The sequence below is a fragment of the Streptomyces sp. P13-3-3 genome (genome assembly GCF_050571355.1).
Taxonomy (GTDB): Bacteria; Actinomycetota; Actinomycetes; order Streptomycetales; family Streptomycetaceae; genus Streptomyces; species Streptomyces althioticus.
The window spans coordinates 2,192,416-2,205,439 of sequence record NZ_CP192228.1; the positions used below are offsets into that span (position 1 = coordinate 2,192,416).

A 13,024-nucleotide genomic window follows, 5' to 3' on the forward strand; every position below is an offset into this window, starting at 1 on the left:
CCCGGCCGCCCCCGCACCGCGCCGCCGCCCCCTGGGCCGCGGCCCGGCCACCTCTGCGGACGCGGCACCCGTCGCCGTGGAGAGGGCCGCGTCCGCGGACGCGTCGCCGACGGTCCCGCCGACGGACGACCGGCGGCGGACGCCGGGCGAGCCGGCTGAACACGCCGAGGACGCGCCCGCGCCTGCCGACGGGGCTGTGCGTGTCTCGCCTGCGGCCGCTGACGCGCTTTCCGCGGGCGAGGGTGCCTCGAACCCGACCGGGGTGGCTGAGCGCCCTGAGGGTGGGGCTGTGTCTGCCGGCGGGGCTGCGTCGGACCAGCCTGCGGGCGCTGGCGGGCCTTCCGGCGGTGACGGTGCCGCGAGCGGAGAGGCTGAGCGTCGCGGTGGCGTATCTGGCGACGGGGGTGCGTCGCGCTCGCCGGCGGCTGCCGTCGTCCCTCCTGTCGGCGAGGGGCCCCGGAGCGGGGTGGCTGAGCGTCCCGCAGGCGTGACTGTGTCTGTCGGCGAGGGGGCGCCGCACCCGCCTGCGGGCGCTGACGGGCCTTCCGTCGGCCAGGGTGTCCCTGGCGGAGCGGAAGGCGTGGCCACGGCGTCGGCGGCATCGTCCGGTGTGCTGCGGGAGTCCGCCGAGGGCACCGGCACGGCGGGTGTGCCCGTCGGTGAGGGCGTGGGAACGCGGCCCGAGGGTGCCGGCCCGCACGGCGCTTCCGCGCACGGGCGGAAGGCGCTTCAGGACGCCGGGCCGACATCCGGACCGGCCTCACTTCCCGGCGTGCCCGCAGGGCCCCGCCCGCTGTCGCTGCCGGAAGCGGCGGCCACCGCCCAGTCGGCAGTCGTGCCGCCCGAGCCGGCCGGCGGGCGGCGGGCGGCCGGTGAGACGGAGGCTCCGGTCGGCGTCGTGCCGGTGTCGGCGGGCGCCTCGGGCGGGGCGGCCGGTCCCGAGGGTGAGGCAGACGACGGGCGGTTCAAGGTTCGGCTGGCCAACTTCGAGGGGCCGTTCGATCTGCTCCTCCAGTTGATCGCCAAGCACAAGCTCGACGTCACCGAGGTCGCCCTGTCCAAGGTGACCGACGAGTTCATGGCGTACATCCGGGCGCTGGGGCCCGACTGGGACCTGGACGAGACGACCGAGTTCCTCGTGGTCGCCGCCACCCTGCTCGACCTCAAGGCGGCCCGGCTGCTGCCCGCCGCCGAGGTGGAGGACGAGGCCGACCTCGCCCTGCTGGAGGCGCGCGACCTGCTGTTCGCGCGGCTGCTGCAGTACCGCGCGTACAAGCAGATCGCCGACATCTTCAGCCGCAGGCTGGACGACGAGGCGCGCCGGTTCCCCCGTACCGTCGGTCTCGAGCCGCACCACGCCGAGCTGCTGCCGGACGTGGTCATCAGCATCGGGCCCGAGGGGTTCGCCAGGCTCGCGGTCAAGGCGATGCAGCCCAGGCCCAAGCCGCAGGTGTACGTCGACCACATCCACGCGCCGCTGGTCAGCGTGCAGGAGCAGGCCGGGATCGTCGTCGCGCGGCTCAAGGAGCTGGGCGTGGCCGGCTTCCGTGCGCTGGTCGAGGACACCGACGACACCCTGACCGTCGTGGCCCGCTTCCTCGCCCTGCTGGAGCTGTACCGGGAGAAGGCGGTCGCCCTCGACCAGGAGACCGCGCTGGGCGAGCTGACCGTGCGCTGGACGGGCGGCGACGAGGACATGGCGGCGGCGGTGACGGACGAGTTCGACCGGCCGCCCGAGCTGCCCCAGGAGGAGAAGACACCGTGAGCGAGGACACCGGCGGAGTCGCGGAGCTCGACCTGAAGCCGGCCCTGGAGGCCGTGCTGATGGTCGTGGACGAGCCCGCGACCGAGGAGCACCTGGCGAAAATACTGGAACGGCCGAAGCGGCAGGTCGCCGACGCCCTGCGGGAGCTGGCCGATGAGTACACCGTGCAGGGCCGCGGCTTCGAGCTGCGCCGGGTCGCCGGCGGCTGGCGTTTCTACACCCGCCCCGAGTACGCCGCGGCGGTCGAGGGCTTCGTGCTGGACGGTCAGCAGGCCCGCCTCACCCAGGCCGCCCTGGAGACCCTCGCGGTCGTCGCCTACCGGCAGCCGGTCAGCCGCAGCAGGGTCTCCGCGGTGCGCGGGGTCAACTGCGACGGCGTGATGCGCACCCTCCTCCAGCGGGGTCTGATCGAGGAGGCGGGCACGGAACCCGAAACAGGTGCGATCCTGTACACGACGACGAACTACTTCCTGGAGCGGATGGGCCTGCGCGGCCTGGACGAGCTCCCGGAGCTCGCGCCCTTCCTCCCGGAGGCGGAGGCGATCGAGGCCGAGACACTGGAAGGGGTCCCGTCGTTCGATCCGGACGCCCCGGATTCCGAGGACGCAGACGACAAGACGGACTTTTGATGCGAAGCAGCAGCGGCAGGAACAGCAGCGGAAACAACGGCGGGAGCCGTGGTGGCAACAGCGGCGGCCGCGGCGGGAGCGGCGGTGGCCGCGGTAACCACCGCGGCGCCGGCAACAACCGTGACGACCGGCAGGGCGGCCGTCCGAAGAAGCCGCGCCCGGAGGAGCGGCGCTACGACGTGGGCCCCGGCGCCTCCCAGGAGGGACCCAAGTCGGGCCGTGGCCCGGGGGCGCGCGGCGGCGCCAAGGGCGGGCCGAAGAAGCCCCTGCAGCGGGGCCGCTCGGTCCCGGCGACGTCCCGCGAGTACGAGGCGCGGGCCGAGGAGCGCAACCGGGAGCGGTACGCGGGCAGGAAGGACGTGAAGCTGCCCAAGACCTTCCCCGGCGCCGAGCAGGAGGGCGAGCGGCTCCAGAAGGTGCTCGCCCGGGCCGGCTACGGCTCCCGGCGGGCCTGCGAGGAGCTGATCGAGCAGGCGCGCGTCGAGGTCAACGGCGAGATCGTGCTGGAGCAGGGCAAGCGGGTCGACCCGGAGAAGGACGAGGTCAAGGTCGACGGCCTGACCGTGGCGACGCAGTCGTACCAGTTCTTCTCGCTGAACAAGCCCGCCGGTGTCGTCTCCACGATGGAGGACCCGGACGGCCGCCAGTGCCTCGGTGACTACGTCACCAACCGGGAGACCCGGCTCTTCCACGTCGGCCGGCTCGACACCGAGACCGAGGGCGTCATCCTGCTCACCAACCACGGTGAGCTGGCGCACCGCCTGACCCACCCGCGGTACGGCGTGAAGAAGACCTACCTCGCGCACATCGTCGGGCCCATCCCGCGCGACCTGGGCAAGCGGCTCAAGGACGGCATCCAGCTCGAGGACGGGTACGCCCGCGCCGACCACTTCCGGGTGGTGGAGCAGACCGGCAAGAACTACCTCGTCGAGGTGACCCTGCACGAGGGCCGCAAGCACATCGTGCGCCGCATGCTCGCGGAGGCCGGCTTCCCGGTCGACAAGCTGGTGCGCACCGCCTTCGGTCCGATCACCCTGGGCGACCAGAAGTCGGGCTGGCTGCGGCGGCTGTCGAACACCGAGGTCGGGATGCTGATGCAGGAGGTCGACCTCTAGGGGCTTGTGCTCCCGTACGCCCACCCCCTTTAATAGTCGCACTGACTATTAAAGGGGGTGGGCGTCGTGCAGGCCGGCTACGACAAGCACGCCTTCGAGCCCTTCGCCGTGACCGTCGACCTCGCCGTGTTCACGATCCGCGAGGCCGCGCTGCACGTCCTGCTCGTCGAACGCGGCCAGGAGCCGTACGCGGGCCGCTGGGCGCTGCCCGGGGGCTTCCTGCGGCCCGAGGAGTCCGCGGAGCGCGCCGCCCGGCGCGAACTGGGCGAGGAGACCGGCCTGACCGACGTCACCGGCCTGCACCTCGAGCAGCTGCGCACCTACAGCGAGCCCGACCGGGACCCGCGCATGCGCGTGGTGTCCGTCGCCTTCGCCGCGCTGCTGCCCGACGCCCCCGAGGCGCACGGCGGCGGCGATGCGGCCCAGGCCCGCTGGACCCCGTACGAGGCGGCGCGGGACCTCGCCTTCGACCACGACCGGATCCTCGCCGACGCGCGGGACCGGATCGGCGCCAAGCTCGAGTACACCGGCCTCGCCACCGCCTTCTGCCCGCCGGAGTTCACCCTCGGCGAGCTCCAGCAGGTCTACGAGACCGTCTGGGGCACGACCCTGGACCGCCCCAACTTCCGGCGCAAGGTCCTCGCCACCCCCGGCTTCGTCGAAGCCGTCCCCGGCGCCGCGCGCCTCACCGGCGGCCGGGGCAAGCCCGCCGCGCTGTACCGCGCGGGCACCGCCGCCGCCCTCCACCCGCCGCTGCTCCGGCCCACCCCGGAAGGACGTCCCGCATGACCACGACCGCCGTCACCAAGCGCGCCGCGACCGGAGCGCTCACCGGACTCGCCCTCGGGGACGCCCTCGGCTTCCCCACCGAGTTCAAGGACGTCCCCTCGATCCTCGCCACCCACGGCGACTGGCGGCACCTGGAGCTGCCGAAGCCGGCGATCGTCACCGACGACACGCAGATGACCCTCGCCCTCGGGCGCGGCCTGCGCACCGCCATGGACCGCGGGACGCTCGGCCCGAAGCGCCTGGAGCGGCCCCTGCGCGAGGAGTTCGTGGAGTGGTGGCGGTCCCCGGAGAACAACCGCGCCCCCGGCAACACCTGCCTGAAAGCCTGCCACCTGCTGTCCCGCGACGAACGGCCCTGGCAGGACGCCAGCCAGATCCACTCCAAGGGCTGCGGCGCCAACATGCGCGTCGCCCCCCTCGGCCTGGCCCCCGGCCTCACCGACGAACAGCGCGCCGGCGCCGCCCAGTTCCAGTCCGCCCTCACCCACGGACACCCCACCGCGCTGGCCGCCTCCGACCTCACCGCACACGCCGTGCGGCTGCTCGCCGAGGGCGCCGAACCGACGGGCCTGATCGGCCTGCTGCGCTCCTACGCCTACGAGAACCGCACCCGCTACCACGCGTTCTGGCTCGGCGACCTGTGGACCCGCGCCGGGGACGCCTCCCCGGAGCAGTTCATCGCGCGCGGCTGGGACGAGTGCCTGGACGTCCTGGGCCGCCTCCAGGAGGCCGTGCGGACCGCCTCCCCGGAGACCGACCCGTGCAGGGCCACCGGCGAGGGCTGGATCGCCGAGGAAGCCCTGGCGACCGGCCTGCTCTGCTTCCTCCTCTTCGTCGACGAGCCGGTGACGGCCCTGCGCCGCGCCGCCTGCACCTCCGGCGACTCCGACTCCATCGCCTGCCTCGCGGGGGCCTTCGCGGGCGCCCACCTGGGCGCGGACGCCTGGCCCGCCGACTGGGCGGACCGCATCGAGTACCGCGACGAACTGCTGGCCCTCGGCACGCTCTGGGACACCCGCGCCTGATCGGTCACGCCGCCCGGAGGGCCGAGGCGCGGCGGGTGCGGACGAGGAAGTCCTCCACCCGCCGCCGGTCCGGCTCCTCGGGGAGCGGGCTGTGCGCCGCCGCCTCCTCGGCCTCGGCGGTCAGGCGGTTCATGCGGGTCTCCACCTCGGTCCACGGCACCTCGCCGCGCTTCACCTCCAGCAGCTGCTCGCGGCGGTCGCCCACGTCGATCGTGAGGACACCCGTGCGCAGCAGGTCGCGGGCGCTCGTCAGCAGACGGAGCAGGTGCATGGCGTGCTTCCAGCGCGGGGCGCCGTGGGTGCGGACGTCGGCGTCCAGCTTCCGGCGCTGCCCGTGGGCGTACCTGACGAAGGTCACGTGGACCTTGCGGGAGAGGAACGCGTCGCGCAGCGCCAGCAGCTCGCGGCCGGTGGCGTCGGCGTACTCGACCAGCGGGGAGTGCAGGCACTCCAGGATGTTCGGGTTCCCGCGCAGCGCCAGCTCGCAGAAGCGCTCCAGCTCCCAGCTGAACTGCTCCTCCGCCGGCCCCTCCACATGCGTCGGCGGCTTCTCGAAACGCCAGAACAGGGGAGTGGGCGCCAGGAACACGCCCCGGCGGTCGGTGTCGCTGCCCTCCGTGGCCAGGCCGAAGGCGCGCGAGCCCATGACACAGGCGTAGACGGTGTGGTCCGTCACCAGGCTCTCGGGGCGCATGCCCGGGAGCGTACGCGGCGGATCACGCCCGGCGAACCGTATTTCCGTCCACCGTGATCCGCTCCTCGGGCAGTGGCCGGGTCGCCGGACCCCGCTCCACCGAGCCGTCGGCGATACGGAAGCGGCTGCCGTGGCAGGGACAGTTGATCGTGCCGTCCGCGACCTCGGAGACCAGGCACCTCTGATGCGTGCAGATCGCCGAGAACGCCTTGAACTCGCCCTGCTCGGGCTGGGTGACCACGATCTCCTCCGCCCCGAGGATCCTGCCCCCGCCCACCGGCACGTCCGCGACCGACAGCAGCTCCTGCCCGGGCGACCCGGCCCCTTCCGCGGTGTCCGAGGGCGTGCCGGTCCCGCCGTCCTCCCCGCCGCAGCCCACGGTCAGCGCCACCGCTCCCGACACGAACAGGACCGTGCGTCGCGTCGCCCCTGTGGTCATCTCGTCACTCCCTGGATCGCCGTCGCCGCATCCTGACACCGATAACGGCACAGAGGAAGCAATACCGACGAAACGTCACCCTGGGCGCATAGCGGCCGTCTCAGCGGGCGGGCGCCCCGCACCGGTCCGGTCCGCGGCTGACTACGCTGGACGACCGAACAGCCTTTACGCACGTGAGCGAGGAGCATCGTCGTGGCGGTACGCGCGGTCCGGGGGGCCGTCCAGTTGGAGCGGGACGAGGCCGGACACATGGAGGAGCAGGTGGGAGCCCTGCTCACCGCGGTGCTGGAGCGCAACGACCTGCACACCGACGACCTGATCAGCATCTGGTTCACGGCCACGCCCGACCTGCACTGCGACTTCCCGGCCGCCGCCGCCCGCAAGCTGGGCATCGTCGACGTGCCCCTCATCTGCGCGCAGGAACTCGACATCGAGGGCGCCATGCCCCGCGTCGTCCGCCTCCTCGCCCACATCGAGTCCGACCGGCCCCGCGCCGACATCAATCACGTCTACCTCGGCGCCGCGGCCGCCCTCCGCAAGGACATCGCCCAGTGAGAACCGCCCTCGTCATCGGCACCGGACTGATCGGCACGTCCGCCGCCCTCGCCCTGTCCCGGCGGGGCGTCGCCGTCCACCTCGCCGACCACGACCCCGAGCAGGCCCGCACCGCCGCCGCCCTCGGCGCCGGCACCGACGAGGCACCGGACGGGCCGGTGGACCTGGCGATCGTCGCCGCCCCGCCCGCGCACGTCGCCGACGTGCTCGCCGACGCGATGCGGCGCGGCGTCGCCCGCGGCTACATCGACGTCGCCAGCGTCAAGGGCGGCCCCCGCCGCGAGCTCCAGGCGCGCGGACTCGACCTCACCCCCTACATCGGCACCCACCCCATGTCCGGGCGGGAGAAGTCCGGCCCGCTGGCCGCCACCGGCGACCTCTTCGAGGGCCGCCCCTGGGTGCTCACCCCCACCCGCGACACCGACACCGAGGTCCTCAACCTCGCCCTGGAGCTCGTGTCGCACTGCCGCGCCGTACCGGTCGTCATGGACGCCGACGCCCACGACCGCGCCGTGGCCCTCGTCTCCCACATGCCGCATCTGGTGTCCAGCATGGTCGCCGCCCGTCTGGAGAACGCCGACGAGGCCGCCGTACGGCTGTGCGGGCAGGGCATCCGCGACGTGACCCGGATCGCCGCCTCCGACCCGAGGATGTGGATCGACATCCTCTCCGCGAACCCCGGACCCGTCGCCGACCTGCTCACCGACGTCGCCGCCGACCTGGAGGAGACCGTCCGCGCCCTGCGCGCCCTGGAGTCCTCCGACGAGCACAAGCGCCGCGAGGGCGTCACCGGCATCGAGGACGTGCTGCGCCGCGGCAACGCCGGCCAGGTCCGCGTCCCCGGCAAGCACGGCTCCGCCCCGCGCGTCTACGACACCGTCGCCGTGCTCATCGACGACCAGCCGGGCCAGCTCGCCCGCATCTTCGCCGACGCCGAGCGCGCCGGGGTCAACATCGAGGACGTCCGCATCGAGCACGCCACCGGACAGCAGGCCGGCCTCATCCAGCTCATGGTCGAGCCCAAGGCCGCACCCGTCCTCACGGCCGCGCTGCGGGACCGGGGCTGGGCGATCCGGCAGTGAGCCCCGTCTCCCCGCCCGCCTCCCGCGGGCGGGGAGGGCGTCCGCATGTCGGAGGGGTTCCCGGGAGCCAGTAATCTGGTGCGGGGCGTGTCCACGTCCCGCACACCCCACCCCAGCGCACCAGGAAGGTGTTCCTCCGTGGAAAACGGCGCCGCCAAGCCCGTGATCGTCGCCATCGACGGTCCCTCCGGCACGGGCAAGTCGAGCACGTCGAAGGCCGTGGCGGCGCAGCTCGGCCTGAGCTACCTGGACACCGGCGCCCAGTACCGGGCGATCACCTGGTGGATGGTGACCAACAGCATCGACATAGCGGACCCGTCCGCGATCGCCGCGGCGGCCGCCAAGCCCGAGATCCTCTCCGGCACCGACCCCACGGGGCCGACGATCACCGTCGACGGCGTGGACGTCTCCGGCCCGATCCGCGAGCAGGACGTCACCTCCAAGGTCAGCGCGGTCAGCGCGGTGCCCGAGGTGCGCGCCCGGATCACGGAGCTGCAGCGCGCCATCGCCGCCTCCGCCGTCACCGGCATCGTCGTCGAGGGCCGCGACATCGGCACCACGGTGCTGCCCGACGCCGACCTCAAGATCTTCCTCACCGCCTCCCCGGAGGCCCGCGCCGCCCGCCGCAGCGGCGAGCTCAAGGGCGCCGACCTGCACACCACCCGCGAGGCCCTGATCAAGCGGGACGCGGCCGACTCCAGCCGCAAGACCTCCCCGCTGGCCAAGGCCGACGACGCGGTCGAGGTGGACACCACCGACCTGACCCTTCAGCAGGTCATCGAGTGCGTGGTCACCCTCGTCGAGGAGAAGCGGGCGGGGAAGTGACCGACGTTCCCTCGATGCGGGGCGCCGAGGTCGGACGGCGCATCGGCGTCGGCCTGATGTACGGGCTGTGGAAGCCGCGGGTGCTGGGCTCCTGGCGGGTCCCCGCGTCCGGCCCGGTGATCCTCGCGGTGAACCACTCGCACAACATAGACGGCCCGATGGTCATGGGCGTGGCGCCCCGGCCGACGCACTTCCTGATCAAGAAGGAGGCGTTCGTCGGCCCCCTCGACCCGTTCCTGACCGGCATCGGCCAGGTGAAGGTCGACCGGCACTCCACCGACCGCACGGCGATCGCGCGGGCGCTGGGCGTGCTGGAACAGGGCGGCGTCCTCGGCATCTTCCCCGAGGGCACCCGCGGCGAGGGCGACTTCGCCTCGATCCGCGCCGGGCTCGCGTACTTCGCGGTGCGCAGCGGTGCGCCGATCGTGCCGGTCGCCGTCCTGGGAAGTTCCGGCCGACCCGGCCGGTTGATAAAGGCACTGCCCCCGCTGCGCTCCCGCGTCGACGTCGTCTTCGGCGACCCGTTCGACGCGGGCGACGGCAGCGGGAGACGTACGCGCAAGGCGCTCGACGAGGCCACGGCACGCATCCAGAAGCAGCTCACCGCGCACCTGGAGAACGCCAGGCGTCTCACCGGCCGCTGAGCGACACTTGAGTAGTGGATCTCCGCCCCGCGGGGCTCCACCGATCACCACGATGAACGACGAGGTACGGACTTCATGAACGACCACATCGAGCCCGGCGGCTCGGACGCGCACGACGCTGCGCACGAGCACGATCACGGGGCGCTGGGTGATGCCGAGTTCGCGGAGTTCATGGAGCTCGCCGCGGAGGAGGGCTTCGACCTCGAGGACGTCGAGGGCGCCATCGAGGAGGCGGGCCACGGCCCGCTCCCGGTGCTCGCCGTCGTCGGCCGCCCCAATGTCGGCAAGTCGACCCTGGTGAACCGGATCATCGGCCGCCGTGAGGCGGTCGTCGAGGACAAGCCGGGCGTCACCCGTGACCGCGTCACCTACGAGGCCGAGTGGGCGGGCCGCCGCTTCAAGGTCGTCGACACCGGCGGCTGGGAGCAGGACGTCCTCGGCATCGACGCCTCCGTCGCCGCCCAGGCCGAGTACGCCATCGAGGCGGCCGACGCGGTCGTCTTCGTGGTGGACGCCAAGGTCGGCGCCACCGACACCGACGAGGCCGTCGTCCGTCTGCTGCGCAAGGCGGGCAAGCCGGTCGTGCTGTGCGCCAACAAGGTGGACGGCCCGAGCGGCGAGGCCGACGCGTCCTACCTGTGGTCCCTGGGCCTCGGCGAGCCGCACCCCGTGTCCGCCCTGCACGGCCGCGGCACCGGCGACATGCTGGACAAGGTCCTGGAGGCGCTGCCGGAGGCCCCGGCGCAGAGGTTCGGCACCGCCCTCGGCGGTCCGCGCCGGATCGCCCTGATCGGCCGGCCCAACGTCGGCAAGTCCTCCCTGCTCAACAAGGTCGCGGGCGAGGAGCGGGTCGTCGTCAACGAACTCGCCGGCACCACCCGTGACCCGGTCGACGAGATCATCGAACTCGGCGGCAAGACCTGGAAGTTCGTCGACACGGCGGGCATCCGCAAGCGGGTCCACCTCCAGCAGGGCGCCGACTACTACGCCTCGCTGCGCACCGCCGCGGCCGTCGAGAAGGCCGAGGTGGCGGTCGTCCTGATCGACGGCTCCGAACCCATCTCGGTGCAGGACCAGCGCATCGTCACCATGGCCGTCGAGGCGGGCCGCGCGCTCGTCCTGGCGTACAACAAGTGGGACACCCTGGACGAGGAGCGCCGCTACTACCTGGAGCGGGAGATCGAGACCGAGCTCGGCCAGGTCGCCTGGGCGCCCCGGGTGAACGTCTCGGCCCTCACCGGCCGCCACATGGAGAAGCTCGTCCCGGCGATCGAGACGGCGCTGGCGGGCTGGGAGACCCGGGTCCCGACGGGCCGCCTGAACGCCTTCCTGGGCGAGCTGGTCGCCGCCCACCCGCACCCGGTGCGGGGCGGCAAGCAGCCGCGCATCCTGTTCGGCACCCAGGCGGGCACCAAGCCGCCGCGGTTCGTGCTGTTCGCCTCCGGCTTCATCGAGGCGGGGTACCGGCGCTTCATCGAGCGCCGGCTGCGTGAGGAGTTCGGCTTCGAGGGCACGCCGATCCACATCTCGGTGCGGGTGCGGGAGAAGCGCGGGCGCAAGAAGTAGTCGCGCATGACGAAGGGGCGGTCCCGATCGCGGGACCGCCCCTTCGCCGTGTCCGTCAGACGCCGCTGCGGGGGGCCGGGGGCAGTCCGGCCGGCACATGGTGCATCTCGTTGGTCCCGCGTCCCACCGGGCCCACGCGCTGCCACTGCGGCGGCTCCACGGCGGGCCGGACGAGGGACGCGCCGAACGACCCGGGACCGTGGTCACGGTACGCGCCCGTACTGTGCGGGATGTTCCCGAAGGCGGTGAAGCCCCAGTCCTCCTCGCCGCTGCGGTCGCCCGGCAGCGTACGGAAGGACTTGACGTACTCGGCGTAGAGAGCGTCGTAGATCGGCGTGGCCGAGTGGCCGCTCCGGGAGTCCTGCGCCGGGCGCACGGGTGCGGGGACCGAGGCGAGGGACTGGCGGCGGGGAGCGTCATATGCGTGCACGTATCTCCAAACGACCCCGTGCCACAAGGGATGCGGCCCACCTCGAGTTTTCGCGCGCCGGCACCCCCTCAGGGGCGCGGGGAACTGCGCGCCGAGCCGATAGCGCCCCTCAGGGGCGCGGGGAACTGCGCGACCAGCCCCCACGCACCGTCAGCCGACGCCCGACGCCCGACGCCCGACGCCCGACGCCCGACGCCCGCGTCAGATCCCGGCGAGCGGCAACGCCGCAGACACCAGCTTCCCGTTGGCCGCGGCCTTGTCCAGCGCGTCCCGCATCAGATCCTCCCGGGGCTGACGCCCCACGGACCCCACCGGCGCGGCGAACATCAGCACCTGCTGGTGCTTGTTCGCCGCCGCCCGCCACCCGTCGGTGACCTGCAGCGGCTGGTGCGCCTGCCACCAGGCCACCGGACGGCCGCCGTTCGGGTTCGGCTGGAGCACGGCGTGCAGCTGCCCCGCCGCCAGCAGCACCGACCACCCGTGCAGCACGGGCGGCACGGCGGCCAGTTCGGTCATCGGCATGAAGCCCTGCTCGATCAGCAGCGGCAGGAAGTCGTCGCCGGACCCGAGGGTGCCGGGCCGGGCGACGGGGGCGGTCGGCTCGACCACGAGCGCCGGGTGCAGCTCGTTCTGGATCAGCACCAGCCCGCTGGTCACCCCCAGCACGGCCTGCTCGGGCACGAGGTTCGGAGGCTGCTGCGCCTGCTGCTGGGGCTGGTACGGCTGCGGGACGGGCTGCTGAACCTGCTGCGGGGGCTCCCCGCCCACGGCGCCGATCGACCGCACGGCGCCCTGGAGCTGTTCCTCGGTGACCTGGACGACCTGCGAGGGCAGGCAGGTGGCGTGGGCGAAGGCGAGCACGGCGGTCTCGTCCCCGATGAACAGGACGGTGCTGGTGCGCTCCTGCTCCGAGTCGCCCGGGGTCCGGCAGGAGGTGCAGTCGTAACTGCCCGGGGCGGACTCTCCGGCGAGCAGGCGGGCTGCTTCTTCGTCGCCGATCTCGGCGCGTACCTCGTCGCTGACGTCGAGCATGCGCGGCACGGGTGGCTCCCTCGGGATGCGGTGCGTGGCGAGGCCGGGTGGCTCCCGGCCCGTGGTCCGGGTGGGTCCCCGGCTCATGAAGAAGACAACGGGCGATCTGTGGCGGGAGTCACGCCTTACGGCGAACGGAATCGAACCATCCAGCGCGCAGGGTCACAGCAGGTGCGGAATCCGGCACTCAACGTCAACTCGCCCCTGGGGCAAGGGGTTTGATGGGGTGAGGTGCCTCACAGCTCACTCCGCTCTCTGGTCGACAAATCCGGAAATCGCGCAATGAAATGGGTGGCCGAAAATCGCCGATACCCCGGGTAAGTCCCAACTGGCCAGGCACGTCGGGCCGTTGGTTGATCCGGGCAAGGGCGGCTCCTTACATTCCTCCGCCGTGTGCAACGAGCACCGCTCGGGCACGTCCGCCGACCGCACCA

14 protein-coding genes are annotated in these 13,024 nt (G+C 73.1%); 10 read left to right on the plus strand and 4 right to left on the minus strand.

Annotation, left to right across the window (positions count from 1 at the left end; genetic code table 11):
• Positions 1-667: 667 nt before the first annotated feature.
• The 5 genes from ACQZOG_RS09880 to ACQZOG_RS09900 are packed head-to-tail and all read left to right on the plus strand — an operon-like array spanning position 668 to position 5,323.
• Positions 668-1,765 carry a segregation and condensation protein A gene (locus tag ACQZOG_RS09880; protein WP_430741869.1) on the plus strand — a complete coding sequence of 366 codons (1,098 nt, stop codon included), beginning with the start codon at positions 668-670 and terminating at the stop codon, positions 1,763-1,765.
• Between the two features lie 59 nt (positions 1,766-1,824).
• On the plus strand, positions 1,825-2,394 hold the full coding sequence (scpB, locus tag ACQZOG_RS09885; RefSeq protein WP_230229846.1) for an SMC-Scp complex subunit ScpB: 570 nt from the start codon (positions 1,825-1,827) through the stop codon (positions 2,392-2,394).
• Positions 2,394-3,509 carry a pseudouridine synthase gene (locus ACQZOG_RS09890; RefSeq protein WP_033276794.1) on the plus strand — a complete coding sequence of 372 codons (1,116 nt, stop codon included), beginning with the start codon at positions 2,394-2,396 and terminating at the stop codon, positions 3,507-3,509. Before scpB ends, ACQZOG_RS09890 begins: the two co-directional genes overlap by 1 nt.
• Positions 3,510-3,566: 57 nt before the next feature.
• Complete coding sequence (locus ACQZOG_RS09895) at positions 3,567-4,298, plus strand: NUDIX hydrolase (RefSeq protein WP_430741444.1); 732 nt, start codon at positions 3,567-3,569, stop codon at positions 4,296-4,298.
• Complete coding sequence (locus ACQZOG_RS09900; protein ID WP_430741445.1) at positions 4,295-5,323, plus strand: ADP-ribosylglycohydrolase family protein; 1,029 nt, start codon at positions 4,295-4,297, stop codon at positions 5,321-5,323. The genes ACQZOG_RS09895 and ACQZOG_RS09900 overlap by 4 nt, the downstream gene beginning before the upstream one ends.
• Before the next feature lie 4 nt (positions 5,324-5,327).
• On the opposite strand, the gene ACQZOG_RS09905 is transcribed toward ACQZOG_RS09900, so the two are convergent.
• Both ACQZOG_RS09905 and ACQZOG_RS09910 read right to left on the minus strand, forming a co-directional pair.
• Entirely contained in the window at positions 5,328-6,017 is a 690-nt protein-coding gene (locus ACQZOG_RS09905) for a nucleotidyltransferase domain-containing protein (RefSeq protein ID WP_033276791.1), read from the minus strand.
• 22 nt (positions 6,018-6,039) lie between these two features.
• On the minus strand, positions 6,040-6,456 hold the full coding sequence (locus tag ACQZOG_RS09910; RefSeq protein ID WP_430741446.1) for a Rieske (2Fe-2S) protein: 417 nt from the start codon (positions 6,454-6,456) through the stop codon (positions 6,040-6,042).
• 192 nt (positions 6,457-6,648) lie between these two features.
• On the opposite strand from ACQZOG_RS09910, the gene aroH reads away from it, so the two are divergent.
• The 5 genes from aroH (at position 6,649) to der (ending at position 11,128) form a co-directional block, all read left to right on the plus strand.
• Positions 6,649-7,011, plus strand: coding sequence for a chorismate mutase (gene aroH / locus ACQZOG_RS09915; RefSeq protein ID WP_033276789.1), 363 nt, complete (start codon positions 6,649-6,651; stop codon positions 7,009-7,011).
• Entirely contained in the window at positions 7,008-8,093 is a 1,086-nt protein-coding gene (locus ACQZOG_RS09920) for a prephenate dehydrogenase (protein ID WP_033276788.1), read from the plus strand. Before aroH ends, ACQZOG_RS09920 begins: the two co-directional genes overlap by 4 nt.
• A gap of 138 nt (positions 8,094-8,231) precedes the next feature.
• A complete protein-coding gene (gene cmk / locus ACQZOG_RS09925) occupies positions 8,232-8,918 on the plus strand; it encodes a (d)CMP kinase (RefSeq protein WP_033276787.1) in 687 nt (228 codons plus the stop codon).
• Complete coding sequence (locus ACQZOG_RS09930; RefSeq protein WP_033276786.1) at positions 8,915-9,562, plus strand: lysophospholipid acyltransferase family protein; 648 nt, start codon at positions 8,915-8,917, stop codon at positions 9,560-9,562. Before cmk ends, ACQZOG_RS09930 begins: the two co-directional genes overlap by 4 nt.
• A 75-nt stretch (positions 9,563-9,637) precedes the next feature.
• Positions 9,638-11,128 carry a ribosome biogenesis GTPase Der gene (gene der / locus ACQZOG_RS09935; RefSeq protein ID WP_058915835.1) on the plus strand — a complete coding sequence of 497 codons (1,491 nt, stop codon included), beginning with the start codon at positions 9,638-9,640 and terminating at the stop codon, positions 11,126-11,128.
• A 55-nt stretch (positions 11,129-11,183) separates the two neighbouring features.
• Here the strand turns inward: der and ACQZOG_RS09940 are convergent, their stop codons facing one another.
• Together ACQZOG_RS09940 and ACQZOG_RS09945 are read right to left on the minus strand one after the other, a co-directional pair.
• Positions 11,184-11,558 (minus strand): hypothetical protein, encoded by a 375-nt coding sequence (locus tag ACQZOG_RS09940; RefSeq protein WP_033276784.1) that lies wholly within the window; start codon positions 11,556-11,558, stop codon positions 11,184-11,186.
• Positions 11,559-11,759: 201 nt separating this feature from the next.
• The gene (locus ACQZOG_RS09945; protein WP_058915834.1) at positions 11,760-12,599 is read right to left on the minus strand and encodes a hypothetical protein; all 840 of its coding nucleotides are present in this window, start codon (positions 12,597-12,599) and stop codon (positions 11,760-11,762) included.
• Positions 12,600-13,024: the final 425 nt, after the last annotated feature.

Bases quoted from the DNA above. Each gene is read 5' to 3' on its own strand.
- ACQZOG_RS09910 (WP_430741446.1), bottom strand. From the start codon at position 6,456: ATGACCACAGGGGCGACGCGACGCACGGTCCTGTTCGTGTCGGGAGCG.
- der (WP_058915835.1), top strand. From the start codon at position 9,638: ATGAACGACCACATCGAGCCCGGCGGCTCGGACGCGCACGACGCTGCG.
- ACQZOG_RS09905 (WP_033276791.1), bottom strand. From the start codon at position 6,017: ATGCGCCCCGAGAGCCTGGTGACGGACCACACCGTCTACGCCTGTGTC.
- ACQZOG_RS09900 (WP_430741445.1), top strand. From the start codon at position 4,295: ATGACCACGACCGCCGTCACCAAGCGCGCCGCGACCGGAGCGCTCACC.
- ACQZOG_RS09890 (WP_033276794.1), top strand. From the start codon at position 2,394: ATGCGAAGCAGCAGCGGCAGGAACAGCAGCGGAAACAACGGCGGGAGC.
- scpB (WP_230229846.1), top strand. From the start codon at position 1,825: ATGGTCGTGGACGAGCCCGCGACCGAGGAGCACCTGGCGAAAATACTG.